The sequence below is a fragment of the Variovorax sp. OK212 genome (assembly GCF_900112425.1).
Classification (GTDB): Bacteria; Pseudomonadota; Gammaproteobacteria; order Burkholderiales; family Burkholderiaceae_C; genus Variovorax.
Genome location: NZ_FOLP01000011.1, coordinates 54,714 through 68,936, shown reverse-complemented (window position 1 = coordinate 68,936; position 14,223 = coordinate 54,714). Strand labels below are relative to the sequence as shown.

Sequence of the window (14,223 nt, the reverse complement as noted above, 5' to 3'; positions counted from 1 at the left end):
AAAAACATGGAGTCCTCCACCACCCGTTCGATCGTCGATGCCCTCACGAAGGCCATCGTCGAGCACCGGCTTCAGCCCGGCACCAAGCTGGCCGAGCAGAAGCTGGCCGACCACTTCGGCGTATCCCGCACGCTGGTGCGCCAAGCCCTCTTTCAGCTCTCGCAGAACAAGCTCATCCGCCTGGAGCCCGCGCGCGGCGCCTTCGTGGCGGCGCCCGCGGTCGACGAGGCCAAGCAGGTGTTCGCCGTGCGCCGCATGCTCGAGGCCGAGATGACGCGCGAGTTCGTGCGCACCGTCACGCCCGCCAAGATCAAGGCGCTGAAGGAGCACGTGGCGCTGGAGAAATCCGCCGTGTCGGGCGAAGACATCTCGGGTCGCACCGAGCTGCTCGGCGACTTCCACGTGCGCATGGCCGAGCTCATGGGCAACACGGTGCTGGCGCAGATCCTGGGCGAGCTCATCTCGCGCTGCGCCCTCATCACGCTGATGTACCAGAGCACCAGCGCGGCCGAGCATTCCAACGACGAGCACGCCGACATCGTGAAGGCGCTGGCCGCGCGCGACGAAGAGCGCGCCGTGCGCCTCATGACCGAACACCTCGAGCATGTCGAGGCCAACCTCACGTTCGACCGCAAGGTCCCGACCAACGACATCTCGCTGGCGCTGTCCTGAAAAGCCTATGACCGTCTACGACACCACCCTGCCCTACCCCCGCGACCTGGCCGGCTACGGCCGCAACCCGCCGCATGCGCAATGGCCCGGCGGCGCGCGCGTCGCGGTGCAGTTCGTGCTGAACTACGAAGAAGGCGGCGAGAACGCCACGCTGCACGGCGACGCGGGCTCCGAGCAGTTCCTCTCCGAGATGTTCAACCCGGCGAGCTTCCCCGACCGGCACATCAGCATGGAAGGCATCTACGAGTACGGCTCGCGCGCCGGCGTGTGGCGCATCCTGCGCGAGTTCGAAAAGCGCGGCCTGCCGCTCACCGTGTTCGGCGTGGGCATGGCGCTGCAGCGCTACCCCGAGCTCACCGCGGCCTTCAAGGAACTGGGCCACGAGATCGCCTGCCACGGCTGGCGCTGGATCCACTACCAGAACCTGGACGAAGCCACCGAGCGCGAGCACATGCGCCTGGGCATGGAAGCCATCGAGCAACTCACCGGCGAACGCGCGCTGGGCTGGTACACCGGCCGCGACAGCCCGCGCACGCGCCGCCTGGTGGCCGACTACGGCGGCTTCGAGTACGACAGCGACTACTACGGCGACGACCTGCCCTTCTGGATGAAGGTGCAGAAGACCGACGGCAGCGTGGTGCCGCAGCTCATCGTGCCGTACACGCTCGACGTGAACGACATGCGCTTTGCGCTGCCGCAGGGCTACTCGCACGCCGACCCGTTCTTCCAGTACATGAAGGACACCTTCGACGCGCTCTACGCCGAAGGCGACCCCGCCGGCGACAACAGCCCGAAGATGATGAGCATCGGCATGCACTGCCGCCTGCTCGGACGGCCCGGGCGCATCACCGCGCTGCAGCGTTTTCTCGACCACATCGCCACCCACGACAAAGTGTGGGTCTGCCGCCGCGTCGACATCGCGCGCCACTGGAAACAGGCGCATCCCTTCGCACCCATCTGACGCCGGAGCCGCACCATGAGCTTGACCATCTCCCGACTCAACGCGGCCGTGCCCGCCGAAGCCGTCGCGCTGCTCGACGGCGTCTACGAGCACTCGCCGTGGATCGCCCAGCGCGCGCTGGCCTCGCGCCCGTTCCGCTCGCTCGCGCACCTCAAGCACTCGCTGGTGCAGGCCCTTGCGGCATCGACCGCCGACGAGCAGATCGGCCTGATCCGCGCCCACCCCGAGCTTGCCGGCAAGGCCATGGTCAGCAAGACGCTGACGGCCGAGTCGACCAACGAGCAGAGCAAGGCCGGCCTGACCGACTGCACGCCCGAGGAGTTCGCGCAGATCCAGCAGCTCAACGCCGACTACAACGCGAAGTTCGGCTTCCCGTTCATCCTGGCGGTGCGCGGCCCGCGCGGCACGGGCCTGGCCAAGCGCGAGATCATCGACACCTTTGCGCGCCGGCTGCACAACCACCCGTCGTTCGAGCTGGGCGAGGCGCTGCGCAACATCCACCGCATTGCCGAGATCCGCCTGAACGACAAGTTCGCCGCCGACGTCACGCTGGGCAACGACGTGTGGGACTGGCAGGAGCAGCTCTCGGTGCACACCGACCCGGGCTATGCCGAGAAGGGCCAGCTCACCGTCACCTACCTGACCGACGCGCACCGCGCCTGCGCCGCGCAGATCTCCGGCCTGATGCGCGACTGCGGCTTCGACTCCGTGCACATCGACGCGGTCGGCAACGTGGTGGGCCGCTACGAGGCCACGCAGCCCGGCGCGCGCACCCTGCTCACCGGCTCGCACTACGACACCGTGCGCAACGGCGGCAAGTACGACGGGCGCCTGGGCATCTTCGTGCCGATGGCCTGCGTGCGCGAGCTCAGCAGGCAGAACCGGCGCCTGCCCTTCGCCTTCGAGGTGGTGGGCTTCGCCGAGGAGGAAGGCCAGCGCTACAAGGCCACCTTCCTGGGCTCGGGCGCGCTCATCGGCCACTTCGATGCGCGCTGGCTCGACCAGCAGGACGCCGACGGCATCACCATGCGCGAGGCCATGCGGCATGCGGGTCTCGATGAGGCCGACATCCCGAAGATCCAGCGCGACCCCACGCGCTACCTCGGCTTTGTCGAGGTGCACATCGAGCAGGGCCCGGTGCTCACCGAGCTCGACCTGCCGCTGGGCATCGTCACCTCCATCAACGGCAGCGTGCGCTATGTGGGCGAGGTGATCGGCATGGCCAGCCACGCCGGCACCACGCCCATGGACCGCCGCCGCGACGCTGCGGCCGCGGTGGCCGAACTCATCCTCTACACCGAGCAGCGCGCCGCCAAAGACGGCGACTCGGTCGGCACCGTGGGCATGCTCGAGGTGCCCAGCGGCTCCATCAACGTGGTGCCGGGGCGCTGCAAGTTCAGCCTCGACCTGCGCGCGCCCGACAACGCGCAGCGCGACGCGCTGGCCACCGACGTGGTCGATGCGCTGAAGGACATCTGCGAGCGCCGCGGCGTGCGCTACGAGCTCGAGGAAACCATGCGCGCCGCCGCCGCGCCGAGCGCGCCCGCCTGGCAGCAGCGCTGGGAAAAGGCCGTCGACGCGCTGGGCCTTCCGCTGTTCCGCATGCCCAGCGGCGCCGGCCACGACGCCATGAAGCTGCACGAGGTGATGCCGCAGGCCATGCTGTTCGTGCGCGGCATCAACTCGGGCATCAGCCACAACCCGCTCGAATCGAGCACCAACGACGACATCCAGCTCGCCGTGCAGGCCTTCCAGCTCCTGCTGGACAACCTCGCCACCGAGCACGCCCACTGATTCACGCAAACAGAAGAACAACCATGACCGACTACGCCAAACTCGACGCCTGGATCGACGCCCACTTCGACGAAGAAGTGAAGTTCCTGCAGCAACTGGTGCAGGTGCCCACCGACACGCCGCCCGGCAACAACGCGCCGCACGCCGAGCGCACCGCCGAGCTGCTGAAGGACTTCGGCCTCGACGCCGAGAAGCACGCCGTGCCCGCGCAGGACGTGAAGGACTACGGGCTCGAGTCGATCACCAACCTGATCGTGCGCCGCAAGTACGGCAAGGAGGGCGATGGCGGCCGCACCGTGGCCCTCAACGCCCACGGCGACGTGGTGCCCCCCGGCGACGGCTGGACGCACGACCCCTACGGCGGCGAGATTGCCGAGGGCAGCCTCTACGGCCGCGCGGCCGCCGTGAGCAAGAGCGACTTCGCCAGCTTCACCTTCGCGCTGCGCGCGCTCGAGGCCGTTGCCAAGCCGAGCAAGGGCAGCGTCGAGCTGCACTTCACCTACGACGAAGAGTTCGGCGGCCTCCTCGGCCCGGGCTGGCTGCTGCAGAACGGCCTGACCAAGCCCGACCTGATGATTGCGGCCGGCTTCAGCTACGAAGTGGTCACCGCGCACAACGGCTGCCTGCAGATGGAGGTGACGGTGAACGGCAAGATGGCCCACGCGGCCATTCCGACCACCGGCATCGACGCGCTGCAGGGCGCCACGAAGATCCTGAACGCGCTCTACGCGCAGAACACGCTCTACCGGAAGGTGACGTCGAAGGTCGCGGGCATCACGCACCCGTACCTGAACGTGGGCCGCATCGAAGGCGGCACCAACACCAACGTGGTGCCCGGCAAGGTGGTGTTCAAGCTCGACCGCCGCATGATCCCCGAAGAGAATCCGGTCGAGGTCGAGGCCAACATCCGCCAGGTGATCGCCGATGCCGCCGCCGAGAGCGAAGGCATCACGGTGGACATCAAGCGCATGCTGCTGGCCAATTCGATGAAGCCGCTGGCGGGCAACAAGCCGCTGGTCGAGGCGATCCAGAAGCACGGCGGCGAGCTGTTCGGCGAGCCCATCAAGGCCATGGGCACGCCGCTGTACACCGACGTGCGCCTGTACGGCGAAGCCGGCATTCCGGGCGTGATCTACGGTGCCGGCCCGCGCACCGTGCTCGAGTCGCACGCCAAGCGCAGCGACGAACGCGTGGTGCTCGAAGACCTGCGCCGCGCCACCAAGGTGATCGCGCGCACGCTGAGCGACCTGCTGGCCTGAGCCTGTTTTTTCCGGCGTTTCGCCGTGCGGCTCAGGCCGCGTTGGCGGGCGCCACGGCAGCAGTGGCTGCAACCGCACCCGAGGCCGCCCCCGCGGCCACACCGGCAGCGGCGAGCGACACGGCCCACGCCATCACGTCGGGCAGCGGTGCCGGCCGCGCAAGGTGGTAGCCCTGCACCAGCTTGCAGCCCAGCGCGCGCAGCGCGTCGAGTTCTTCCTGCGTTTCCACGCCCTCGGCCACCACCTGCAGGTTGAGCGAGCGGCCCAGCTGCACGATGGAGTCGACCAGCACCACGTTGCCCGGCGAGGACGACAGCCCCAGGATGAAGCTGCGGTCGATCTTCACCTGCCGCACGTACTCGCTGCGCAGCGACGCCAGCGACGAATAGCCCACGCCGAAGTCGTCCACCACGATCGCCACGCCCGCCGCCGACAGCGCGCTCAGGCGGCTGCGCGTGGCGTGGGTGTCGAGCGCGACCTCTTCCGTGATCTCGATCTGCAGCCGGCGCGGCGCGATGCCGCGTGACTTCAGCATGCCCAGCACGATGTCGTCGACCGCCAGCTGCGCCATTTCACGCGGCGACACGTTGATGGCCACCGGCACCGCCGCCAGGCTCGAGCCCGCGGCTTCGAACTGGCGCATGCCGCGGCAGACCTCGTCGACCAGGTGGCGCAGCAGCGGTTCGGCCAGGCCGGTGTTCGCCGCCGCGAAGATCACTTCTTCGGGGGAGATGTGCCCGTGGCGCGGGTGGTGCCAGCGCATCAGCGCTTCCAGGCTGTGCACCTCGTTGCTGTCGCAGGCCATGATCGGCTGGTACCACACGCCGATGGCGCGCGCCTCGATGGCGTGCAGCAGGTCGCGCTCGACGTCGCGGCGCGTGGCCAGGCGCTGGTTGAGCGCCTTGTCGAACATCTGGAAGCGGTTGCGCCCGGTGCGCTTGGCTTCGTAGAGCGCCTCGTCGGCAAAGCTGATCATGTCGGCCACGTCGGCGTCGCCCGCCACCGAGATGCCGATGCTCACGCCCAGGTGGCCGCCGTAGTGCGCCGTGGCGAAAGAGATCGAGCGGATCAGCGCCTGCGCGATGGCTGTGGGCGCCTGCCGGTCGGCGCGCAGGGTGTAGAGCACCGCGAACTCGTCGCCGCCCCAGCGCCCGAGCGTCGCGTTCATGCCGGCGAGCTCGCGCTGCAGCCAGCCGGCCACGTCCTGCAGCACGCGGTCGCCGATCTTGTGGCCGAAGGCATCGTTCACCGCCTTGAAGCCGTCCAGGTCGAGCAGCAGCAGCCCGTGCTGGCGGCCGTCGGGCACGGCGATGTGCAAGGTGGCCGCCTCGGTGAAACCTTCGCGGTTGAGCAGGCCGGTGAGCGAATCGTGCGAGGCGCGGAAGGCCAGTTGCTGCGTCGCGTCGAGCGACAGCGCATGCACCTGGCGAAGCTGCGAGGCCAGTGCCGTGGCCTCGTTCTTCAGGCGGCTGCCTTCGCGGAAAGCCTTGTCGCTCTGCAGCGCGCCGCGCGCCAGCGCACCAAGATAGAGCAGCACCATCGCGGCCAGGGCCACGTTGTCGAAGCCGCCCGCATACACGAGGCAGCCGACCACCGACAGCAGCGCCGGCGTGATGAAGCTGATGGGCACGAAGGCGTAGGCGATGCCGTAGGTGACCGAACCGGCGCAGATGCCGCACACCACCGTCAGATAGAAGATCGCCTGCGGCGACGAGTAGCCGTTGCACAGCAGCGGAATCAGCGCCCAGACGCAGCCCGAGGCCGCGGCCATCGTGGCCGCCACCCGCAGGTGCCATTCGACCGGACGACCGGTGGGCGACACGGCCACGCCCTCTTCGACGATCACGCCGGGCGACGGGGCGAAGGGCCAGCGGCAGATGTAGCTGCGCGCCCCGTTCACCGCGAGCGACAGCAGCAGCCAGATCAGCCCTTCGAAGGCCCGGCCCGCGTTGAGGGCCACCAGCGTCGCGGTGAAGCTCAGCACCACATTGATCGAAATGGCCGACATCACGCTGCGGCGGACCACCACCAGCTGGTCGGTGCGCACCATGCGGTACAGCACATCGCCATCGACGGAAGCGGTGAGCGAAGGGGTGGGTGCGCGGGCATTCATGGAAGGGTCACAGTTTATAGACGGCGCGAGGCTCCGAGCCCCGTTCCCGCCCGCGGCACGCAAATTTCGGGGGGCGGAACAACGAACTTTCGTTTGTCTTTCATCCAGACGTCATCGCCGGAATCCAGACTCGGCCGCTTTGCTTCGACGCGTGCGAGACGTGCGCGTCTTTTTTTGCCTGCCATGTCCTCCCATCTCCAGACGCCCTCGACCGTTCCTTCGGCCCTTCCTTCCGCCCTTCCTCCGGTCTTTGCCCGGACCCTGCTCTCGACCCTCGCCCTCGGCACCCTGATGCTGGCCGGCTGCGGCGGCGGAAGCTCCAACGGCGCCGCCTTCCTGCCCATAGTGCCCGCACCCGCACCCCCGGCGGCCGTGGCACCGGCCCCGGTGCCCGCCCCGGTGGCGCCGGCCGGCCGCTGGACCGTTGGCGACCTGCACATCCACACGATGCAGTCCGACGACACCCAGCAGATCTCCACGCTCGACCAGGTGCTGGCCAAGGCCTTCGACCAGTTCGGCCTCGACTGGGCCGCCATCTCCGACCACCTGCGCCTGTCCAACTACGACAACGACGGCAACAAGCTGGCCGCGGCCATTCCGTTCTCCGAAGGCATGGCCAAGTACCAGGTGCCGCGCATCAAGGCGCTGCAGGCCGCGGGCAAGTACGCCGACAAGACCATCTTCGCGGCCTTCGAGTGGGACATGCCCTCGCACGACCACGGCAACGTGGGCATCCTGAGCGACAAGCCCATGTCGGACGCGGCACTCAAGGCGGTGAGCCAGTTCGAGTACCTCTTCACCGACCGCGCGGCGGCCCTCTTCCCGGCCGGCGACGTCGCGGCCTGGGGCGCGAAGGCCGGCACCACCTACAGCACGCACGCCGAGACGCTCGCGGCCATCGCCTGGCTCAAGGCGAACTACCCCGACAGCAGCTACCTGCAGATCAACCACCCCTCGCGCAACCCCGGCAAGTACACCGCCGCCCAGCTGCGCGAGATGAACGACCTCGCGCCGAACATCGTGTTCTCGCTCGAAGGCATGGTCGGCAACCAGATGGAGCCCGACCGCGGCGGCTACACCAGCGCCTACATTCCGGCCAACCTGCCCTCGCGCACCTACGGCGGCGTCGACTACCTCGTCGCCAAGCTCGGCGGCACCTGGGACGCGCTGCTGTCAGAAGGCCGCCACATCTGGAACGTGGCCGACTCCGACTACCACTTCACCACCTCCAAGGGCCTGTACAGCAGCGGCTACGCGCCCGGCGAGTACGCCAAGAACCACCTGTGGGGCGACGTGAAGGACCCGAAGTCGCTGCTTGCCGCCATGCGCTCGGGCAAGCTCTTCGCGGTCAACGGCGACCTGATCGATGCGCTCGACTTCAACGTGAAGAGCGCCAAGGGCGCGGGCGACATGGGTTCCGAAGTGGCGGCCACCTCGGGCGAAGACCTGACCATCACCATCCGCTTCAAGAGCCCCGAGCGCAACAACTTCGAGTACCAGCTGGGCAGCGGCAACTTCGCCAACGTGAAGCCGGTGGTCGACCACGTCGACCTGATCGTGGGCGACGTCACCGGTGCGGAAGCGCCGGGCACGCCGGGCTATGCGCGCGACACCAACGCGTCGACCCGGGTGCTCAAGCGCTTCACGCACAGCGACTGGAAGCTCGACGCCGACGGCTACTTCGCCGTCAGCTACACGGTGAAGGCCGGCAACAACCAGTACTTCCGCCTGCGCGGCACCAACCTGGGCACCGACGTGCCCAACGAAACCGCGGGCGGCGAGCCGCTGTTCGATGCGCAGAGCACCGGCACCGACAACGTGGCGCGCTTCAACGCCATCAACGTGCGCAACTACAGCGACCTGTGGTTCTACTCGAACCCGGTGTTCGTGAAGGTCGCGGCGAAGTAAGCCGCGGCGGGCGGGCGGGCGGGTGCGGCGCCTCGCCACGCCCGGTGGCTGACAGTGCGGCGAACGGGGACTCTTCATGGCAGTCAAAATGACCGGCCCATGACCCCGCCCAGCCTGCTCACCGCCCTGCTTCCCCTGATGGCCGACCTGGCGCAGGACCTCCCCGAGGCCGAGCGCCACCGGCGCCTGCTCGAAACCCTGCGCGTGCTGTTGCCCTGCGACGCCGCCGCCATGCTGCGGCTCGACGGCGACTGGCTGGTGCCGCTGGCCGTCGATGGCCTGAGCGGCGACACGCTGGGCCGGCGCTTTCGCGTGTCCGAGCATCCGCGCTTCGAGCAGTTGCTCGCGGCACCGGGCCCCGTGCGCTTCCCGGCCGATTGCGGCCTGCCCGACCCCTTCGACGGCCTGGTCGACGGCGTGCAGGGCCACCTGCCGGTGCACGACTGCATGGGCTGCGCGCTGCAGGTCGACGGCCGCCCCTGGGGCGTGCTGACGCTCGACGCGCTCGAGGTCGGCCGCTTCTCGCGCGTGGAGCTCGACGTGCTGCAGGCCTTCGCGAGCCTGTCGGCCGCCACCGTCGGGCTGGCCACGCGCATGCACGGCTTGGCCGCGCGCGCGGAAGACGAACGCCTGCGCGCCGACAGCTATGCGCAGGCCACGGGCCACGGCCCGCGCCAGCTGATCGGCCACAGCGCCGCGCACAAGCGGCTGCTCAGAGAAATCGCGCTGGCCGGGCCGACCGACCTCTGCGTGCTGATCCAGGGCGAGACCGGCACCGGCAAGGAACTGGTGGCACAGGCGCTGCACGCCGCATCGGCGCGCGCGAAGCGCCCGCTGGTCAGCATCAACTGCGCGGCGCTGCCCGACAACCTGGTCGAGAGCGAGCTCTTCGGCCACGTGCGCGGCGCCTTCACCGGCGCGGTGGGCGACCGGCGCGGCAAGTTCGAACTGGCCGATGGCGGCACGCTGTTCCTCGACGAAGTGGCCGAGCTGCCGTTGCAGGTGCAGGCCAAGCTGCTGCGCGTGCTGCAGGGCGGCCACCTCCAGCGCCTGGGTTCCGACCGCGAGCACCGCGTCGACGTGCGCGTGATCGCGGCGAGCAACCGCAACCTGGCCGACGAGGTGCGCGCGGGCCGGCTGCGCGCGGACTTCTATCACCGGCTCAGCGTGTACCCGCTGGTGGTGCCGCCGCTGCGCGAGCGCGGGCGCGACGTGCTGCCGATCGGCGGCTTCTTCCTGGAGGAGGCGCGCTCGCGCATGGGCCTGGGCGCGGTGCGGCTCGATGCCGGCGCACAGGCCGCGCTGCTGGCCTACGACTGGCCCGGCAACGTGCGCGAGCTCGAGCACCTGCTGGGCCGCAGCGTGGTGAAGGCGCTGGGCCGGCATGCGCAAAGGCCGCGCATCCTGACGCTGGGCGCGGACGACCTCGGGCTCGGTGCAGCGGGCACGGCCGGCGATGCAAGCGCGCAGCAGCCCAGGGGCGCGAGCGCCGACATCGCAGCCGCCGTGCAGGCCCAAGGCCTCGGCCTGCGCGACGCCGTGAGCGACCTGGAGCGCCGCATGGTGCTGCATGCGCTCGCGCAGAACGACAACCAGTGGGCGGCCGCCGCGCGGGCCTTGCAGATCGACCCGGCCAACCTCGCGCGCATGGCGAAGCGGCTGGGTGTCGCGCGGGCCTGAGGCCCGCGACCTGGTTCGCGGTTACTCCAGCGCCGAGGCCGGTCCGAAGAATTCGAAGCGCGACTGCGCGTCCGGCACGCCCCAGCTGCGCAACCCGCGGCGCACCTGCTGCATGAAAGGCTTCGGCCCGAGAAAGTAGGCGTCGACGTCGCGCGTGTGCGACGGCAGCCACTCGTTCAGGCGGTCGAGGTCGAGCCGGCCGACCGCGTGCGGCGCGGGTGCCGCCGCGTCGCTCACCTCGTCGTAGCAATAGAAGCGCTGCAGCTGCGGGTGGCGCGCCGCGGCCGCCTCGATCTGCTCGCGGAACGCATGCACGTCGCCGTTGCGCGCGCAGTGGATGAACACCACTTCGCGCTCGGTGGCCAGCGCCTGCTCGAGCATCGCCAGCGTCGGCGTGATGCCGACGCCGCCGCTGATGAGCACCACCGGCCGCCCGCTCTCGGCCAGCACGAACTCGCCCGAGGGCGGCAGCAGCTGCAGCGTGTCGCCCACCTGCACGTGGTCGTGCAGCCAGTTCGAGGCCACGCCGCCGGGTTCGCGCTTCACGCTGATGCGGTAGGTCCTGCCGTTGGGCGCGGCCGACAGCGAGTAGTTGCGGCGAATGTCCTTGCCGTCCACCCGCAGCAGCAGGCCGATGTACTGGCCGGGCGCGAAGCCCATCAGCGCGCCGCCGTCGGCCGGGGCGAAATGCAACGAGGTGATCTCCGCGCTCTCGGCCACCTTGCGCGCCACCGTGAAGGCGCGCGCGCCGCGCCAGCCGCCGGGCGCCGCGGCCTGCGCGTCGTACAGCTGCCTCTCGGCGCCGATGAGGATGTCGGCGAGCTGACCGTAGGCGGCCGCCCAGGCCTCGATCACTTCGTCGGTCGCGATCTCGGCGCCCAGCACCTCGCGGATCGCGCGCAGCAGGCAACCGCCGACGATCGGGTAGTGCTCGGGCATCACCTGCAGCGCCACGTGCTTGTTGACGATCTGCGTGGCCAGCGGGCCCATCGCCTCCAGGCGGTCGATGTTCCTGGCGTACATCAGCACGCCGTTGGCCAGCGCACGCGGCTGGTCGCCCTTGGCCTGGTGGGTCTCGTTGAAGAAGGGGCGAACCTCGGGATGCTCGGCCAGCAGCATCTTGTAGAAATGGGTGGTCAGGGCTTCGCCGCCCTGTTCGAGCAGGGGCACGGTGGACGAGACGATGGCGCGTTGGGCGGCGGTGATCATGGAACCTCGGTGAATCGTTGATTTGGGTGCCTTGCTCATTGCAACCGGCGTGCCGGCTCGTGAACCCTTATGAATCAATGGCTTGGCGCGCTTCAACGTCAAATTGACTCCCCTTCAAACCACGTCATTTCGACGTTTACTGTCGAATCGACTGGACAAGCGCAACGAGTGCGCAGTCCGGCTAAGCTGCGCAAGCCCCACCTCGAACCCATGCCATCCCGCCAAGACCCTCATACGCCAGCCGTCGCTTCGGCCAGCACCGTGGCCTCTCAAGACCCGCAACTGCTGCGCCGCCTGCTGCGCGCCAAGGACCGCATGGACGCCGCCTCGCACGAGGCCTGGCCCGTGCTGCGGCTGGCCGAGGTCAGCGGGGTGTCCGAAGCGCATTTCGCGCGCTCGTTCAAGCAGGCCTTCGGCATTCCGCCGCACCGCTACCTGCTGACGCGCCGCATCGAGCAGGCCACCGCGCTGCTGCGCGACACCGAGCTGTCCGTCACCGAGATCGCCTTCGCCACCGGCTGGGAAAGCCTGGGCACCTTCGGGCGCACCTTCCGCGACATCACCGGCGAAAACCCCAGCGCGCTGCGCCCGCGCCTGCGGGCCGCGGCGCAGCAGCTCGAGCGCGTGCCGCCCTGTTTCCTCAAGGCCGCGCAGCGGCCCGATCTCACCGAAGCAGTTTCGGAGAAGCGCCGCCGCGGGGCCGACGGTACAAAGCGGCTTTCAACCAAGGAGATGTCGCGATGAGCCAGGGTATTAGTGTGGGTGCGGGTGTGGGTGTGGTGGGGCTGTATGTGGACGACCAGGACGCAGCGCTTGCGTTCTACGTCGACAAGCTCGGGTTCCGTGTGAAGGCCGACGTGCGCAACGGCGACTACCGCTGGCTGACCGTGCTGCACCCCGAGCAGCCGTCGTTCGAGCTCGGCCTGTTCAAGCCGGGCCCGCCGGTGCACGACGAGGCCACCGCGCAAACGCTGCGCAGCATGGTGGCCAAGGGCGCGATGCCGCCGCTGGTGCTGAACGTGGCCGACTGCCATGCGGCCTACCTGCAGATGCGCGACCGTGGCGTGGAGTTCACGCAGGAGCCTGTGAGCCGCTTCGGCAGCGTGGACGCGAGCTTTCGCGACCCGGCGGGCAACGGCTGGAAGATGATCCAGGCGCCCGGGAGCAAGGCATGAGCGGCATTCACGCCGCGAACGCCGGCACCGGCACCGGCACCGGCATTCGGACCTTCCACCGCTGGGTGTCCATCGCGTTCACGCTGACCGTCATCGCCAACTTCGTGGCCATGGCCACCAGGCCCGGCGCACCGCCGCCCTGGATCACGTACGCGCCCCTGCTTCCGTTGGCGCTGCTGCTGTTCACGGGTCTCTACCTGTTCGTGCAGCCTTACCTCGGCCGCAGGCAGGGTGCGCGGGGTTCGGCGCGCGCCCATTAGGAGAGTTCTCCTCCCCTTGCCGGACGCGGCTCACACCCCAGGCGAATCCTGTCCGTCCGGTGACTGGAAATCGCCCGCCAGCGCCGAGCGTTCCACGGGGTCCGGCTCGAAGGCATGCACCCGCGGCGCCGGCTTGCTGTTGAACAACAGGCGCAGCACGTCCGGCCGCGAGTAGTGGCCGACCGGGTCGTAGGCCGCCTTGGCGAGCCCGATCAGGCCCAGGTCGAGCGTGGCGTACAGCAGGCCCTCGGCTGTCTCGGGCAAGGGCTCGCACATCGGCTTCGCGTCGGGGCCGTAGATCATCGCGAAGCCGCCGCCCTCCAGCAGCAGGTCGCGCTTGTTGGGCGTGTCGATCAGCATGTCGAGCATCTCCTTCGACACCGTGGCGCACGGCGCGAGCACGAAGCACTGGCCTTCCAGCGCATAGATCTGGCTCGCGGCGTTGTTGGCCTCGGCGCTGAGCTGGAACGCGGCGCCGCGGTAGACCGAGAAGCTCGGCCATGCGGCGATGTGCACCTGCTCGTGCTGCGAGAACATCGCGTACTTGGTCAGCGGCTGGATGTGCTCGGCACAGCACAGCGCGCCCATGCGCCCGAGCGCGGTCTCGTGCACGGCGATATGGCTGCCGTCGCCCTCGCCGAACACCGTGCGCTCGGCGTGCGTGGGCTTGAGCTTGCGGCGCGTGGCGACCACTTGGCCGTGGTCGTCCAGGATGGCCTGCGCCAGGTACAGCGAGCCGCCGGCGCGCTCGCTGTAGCCCAGCACCACGTGGATGCGGTTCGCCGCGGCGGCGGCCTTCAGGCGCTCCCATTCGGGGCTGTCGACCACCAGCGCGTTCTCGAAATAGCGCTGCACGAACTGCATGCCCCACGCCGGCGAGTCGAGCCAGATCCACCACGGATAGCCGGGCAACCAGACCTCGGGAAACGCGACCAGCGAAGCGCCGTTGCGCGCGGCCTCCTCGATCAGGCCGATGGCCTTGTCGACACCTCTGGCCAGGTCGAGGAACGCGGGCGCGGCCTGGACGACGGCAACCTTGTACCGGGTTTTCTGTGAAGCGGTCATGGCATCGGTCCTGGGTTCTTCGTTGTGGGAATCGCGACTCTAGGTTCGCCCCCGCGCCAGTCCTATCGAGCCGGCCGGTGTTACGCATCGACGCTGTCGATCGACAGCTGCATCGAATTCATCGATG

General features: G+C 69.2%; 12 protein-coding genes. 9 read left to right on the top strand and 3 right to left on the bottom strand.

The window, feature by feature from the left end:
- The first annotated feature begins 6 nt into the window (after window positions 1–6).
- Genes BM004_RS26495 through BM004_RS26480 form a run of 4 tightly spaced genes read left to right on the top strand, consistent with a single transcriptional unit; the run spans window position 7 to window position 4,686 of the window.
- Entirely contained in the window at window positions 7–672 is a 666-nt protein-coding gene (locus tag BM004_RS26495; RefSeq protein ID WP_233101840.1) for a GntR family transcriptional regulator, read from the top strand.
- A 7-nt stretch (window positions 673–679) separates the two neighbouring features.
- Entirely contained in the window at window positions 680–1,633 is a 954-nt protein-coding gene (gene puuE / locus BM004_RS26490) for an allantoinase PuuE (RefSeq protein ID WP_093129310.1), read from the top strand.
- 15 nt (window positions 1,634–1,648) lie between these two features.
- Window positions 1,649–3,427: a 2-oxo-4-hydroxy-4-carboxy-5-ureidoimidazoline decarboxylase gene (uraD, locus tag BM004_RS26485; RefSeq protein WP_093218038.1), complete on the top strand. Its 1,779-nt coding sequence runs from the start codon at window positions 1,649–1,651 to the stop codon at window positions 3,425–3,427.
- Between the two features lie 23 nt (window positions 3,428–3,450).
- A complete protein-coding gene (locus tag BM004_RS26480; protein ID WP_093218036.1) occupies window positions 3,451–4,686 on the top strand; it encodes a M20 family metallopeptidase in 1,236 nt (411 codons plus the stop codon).
- Between the two features lie 31 nt (window positions 4,687–4,717).
- Here BM004_RS26480 and BM004_RS26475 read toward each other — a convergent pair whose 3' ends face one another.
- A complete protein-coding gene (locus BM004_RS26475; protein ID WP_093218035.1) occupies window positions 4,718–6,799 on the bottom strand; it encodes a putative bifunctional diguanylate cyclase/phosphodiesterase in 2,082 nt (693 codons plus the stop codon).
- Between the two features lie 291 nt (window positions 6,800–7,090).
- On the opposite strand from BM004_RS26475, the gene BM004_RS26470 reads away from it, so the two are divergent.
- Window positions 7,091–8,707: a CehA/McbA family metallohydrolase domain-containing protein gene (locus BM004_RS26470; RefSeq protein ID WP_256220069.1), complete on the top strand. Its 1,617-nt coding sequence runs from the start codon at window positions 7,091–7,093 to the stop codon at window positions 8,705–8,707.
- Between the two features lie 99 nt (window positions 8,708–8,806).
- Entirely contained in the window at window positions 8,807–10,387 is a 1,581-nt protein-coding gene (norR, locus tag BM004_RS26465) for a nitric oxide reductase transcriptional regulator NorR (RefSeq protein ID WP_093218033.1), read from the top strand.
- A gap of 21 nt (window positions 10,388–10,408) precedes the next feature.
- Here norR and hmpA read toward each other — a convergent pair whose 3' ends face one another.
- Window positions 10,409–11,596, bottom strand: coding sequence for an NO-inducible flavohemoprotein (gene hmpA / locus BM004_RS26460; protein WP_093218032.1), 1,188 nt, complete (start codon window positions 11,594–11,596; stop codon window positions 10,409–10,411).
- A 210-nt stretch (window positions 11,597–11,806) separates the two neighbouring features.
- Here hmpA and BM004_RS26455 point away from each other — a divergent pair, with 210 nt between their 5' ends.
- Genes BM004_RS26455 through BM004_RS26445 form a run of 3 tightly spaced genes read left to right on the top strand, consistent with a single transcriptional unit; the run spans window position 11,807 to window position 13,031 of the window.
- Complete coding sequence (locus tag BM004_RS26455) at window positions 11,807–12,340, top strand: helix-turn-helix transcriptional regulator (protein WP_093218030.1); 534 nt, start codon at window positions 11,807–11,809, stop codon at window positions 12,338–12,340.
- A complete protein-coding gene (locus BM004_RS26450; RefSeq protein WP_371270654.1) occupies window positions 12,337–12,771 on the top strand; it encodes a VOC family protein in 435 nt (144 codons plus the stop codon). Before BM004_RS26455 ends, BM004_RS26450 begins: the two co-directional genes overlap by 4 nt.
- Window positions 12,768–13,031 carry a hypothetical protein gene (locus BM004_RS26445; protein ID WP_093218029.1) on the top strand — a complete coding sequence of 88 codons (264 nt, stop codon included), beginning with the start codon at window positions 12,768–12,770 and terminating at the stop codon, window positions 13,029–13,031. The genes BM004_RS26450 and BM004_RS26445 overlap by 4 nt, the downstream gene beginning before the upstream one ends.
- Before the next feature lie 30 nt (window positions 13,032–13,061).
- On the opposite strand, the gene BM004_RS26440 is transcribed toward BM004_RS26445, so the two are convergent.
- Window positions 13,062–14,096, bottom strand: coding sequence for a carbon-nitrogen hydrolase family protein (locus tag BM004_RS26440; protein WP_093218027.1), 1,035 nt, complete (start codon window positions 14,094–14,096; stop codon window positions 13,062–13,064).
- Window positions 14,097–14,223: the final 127 nt, after the last annotated feature.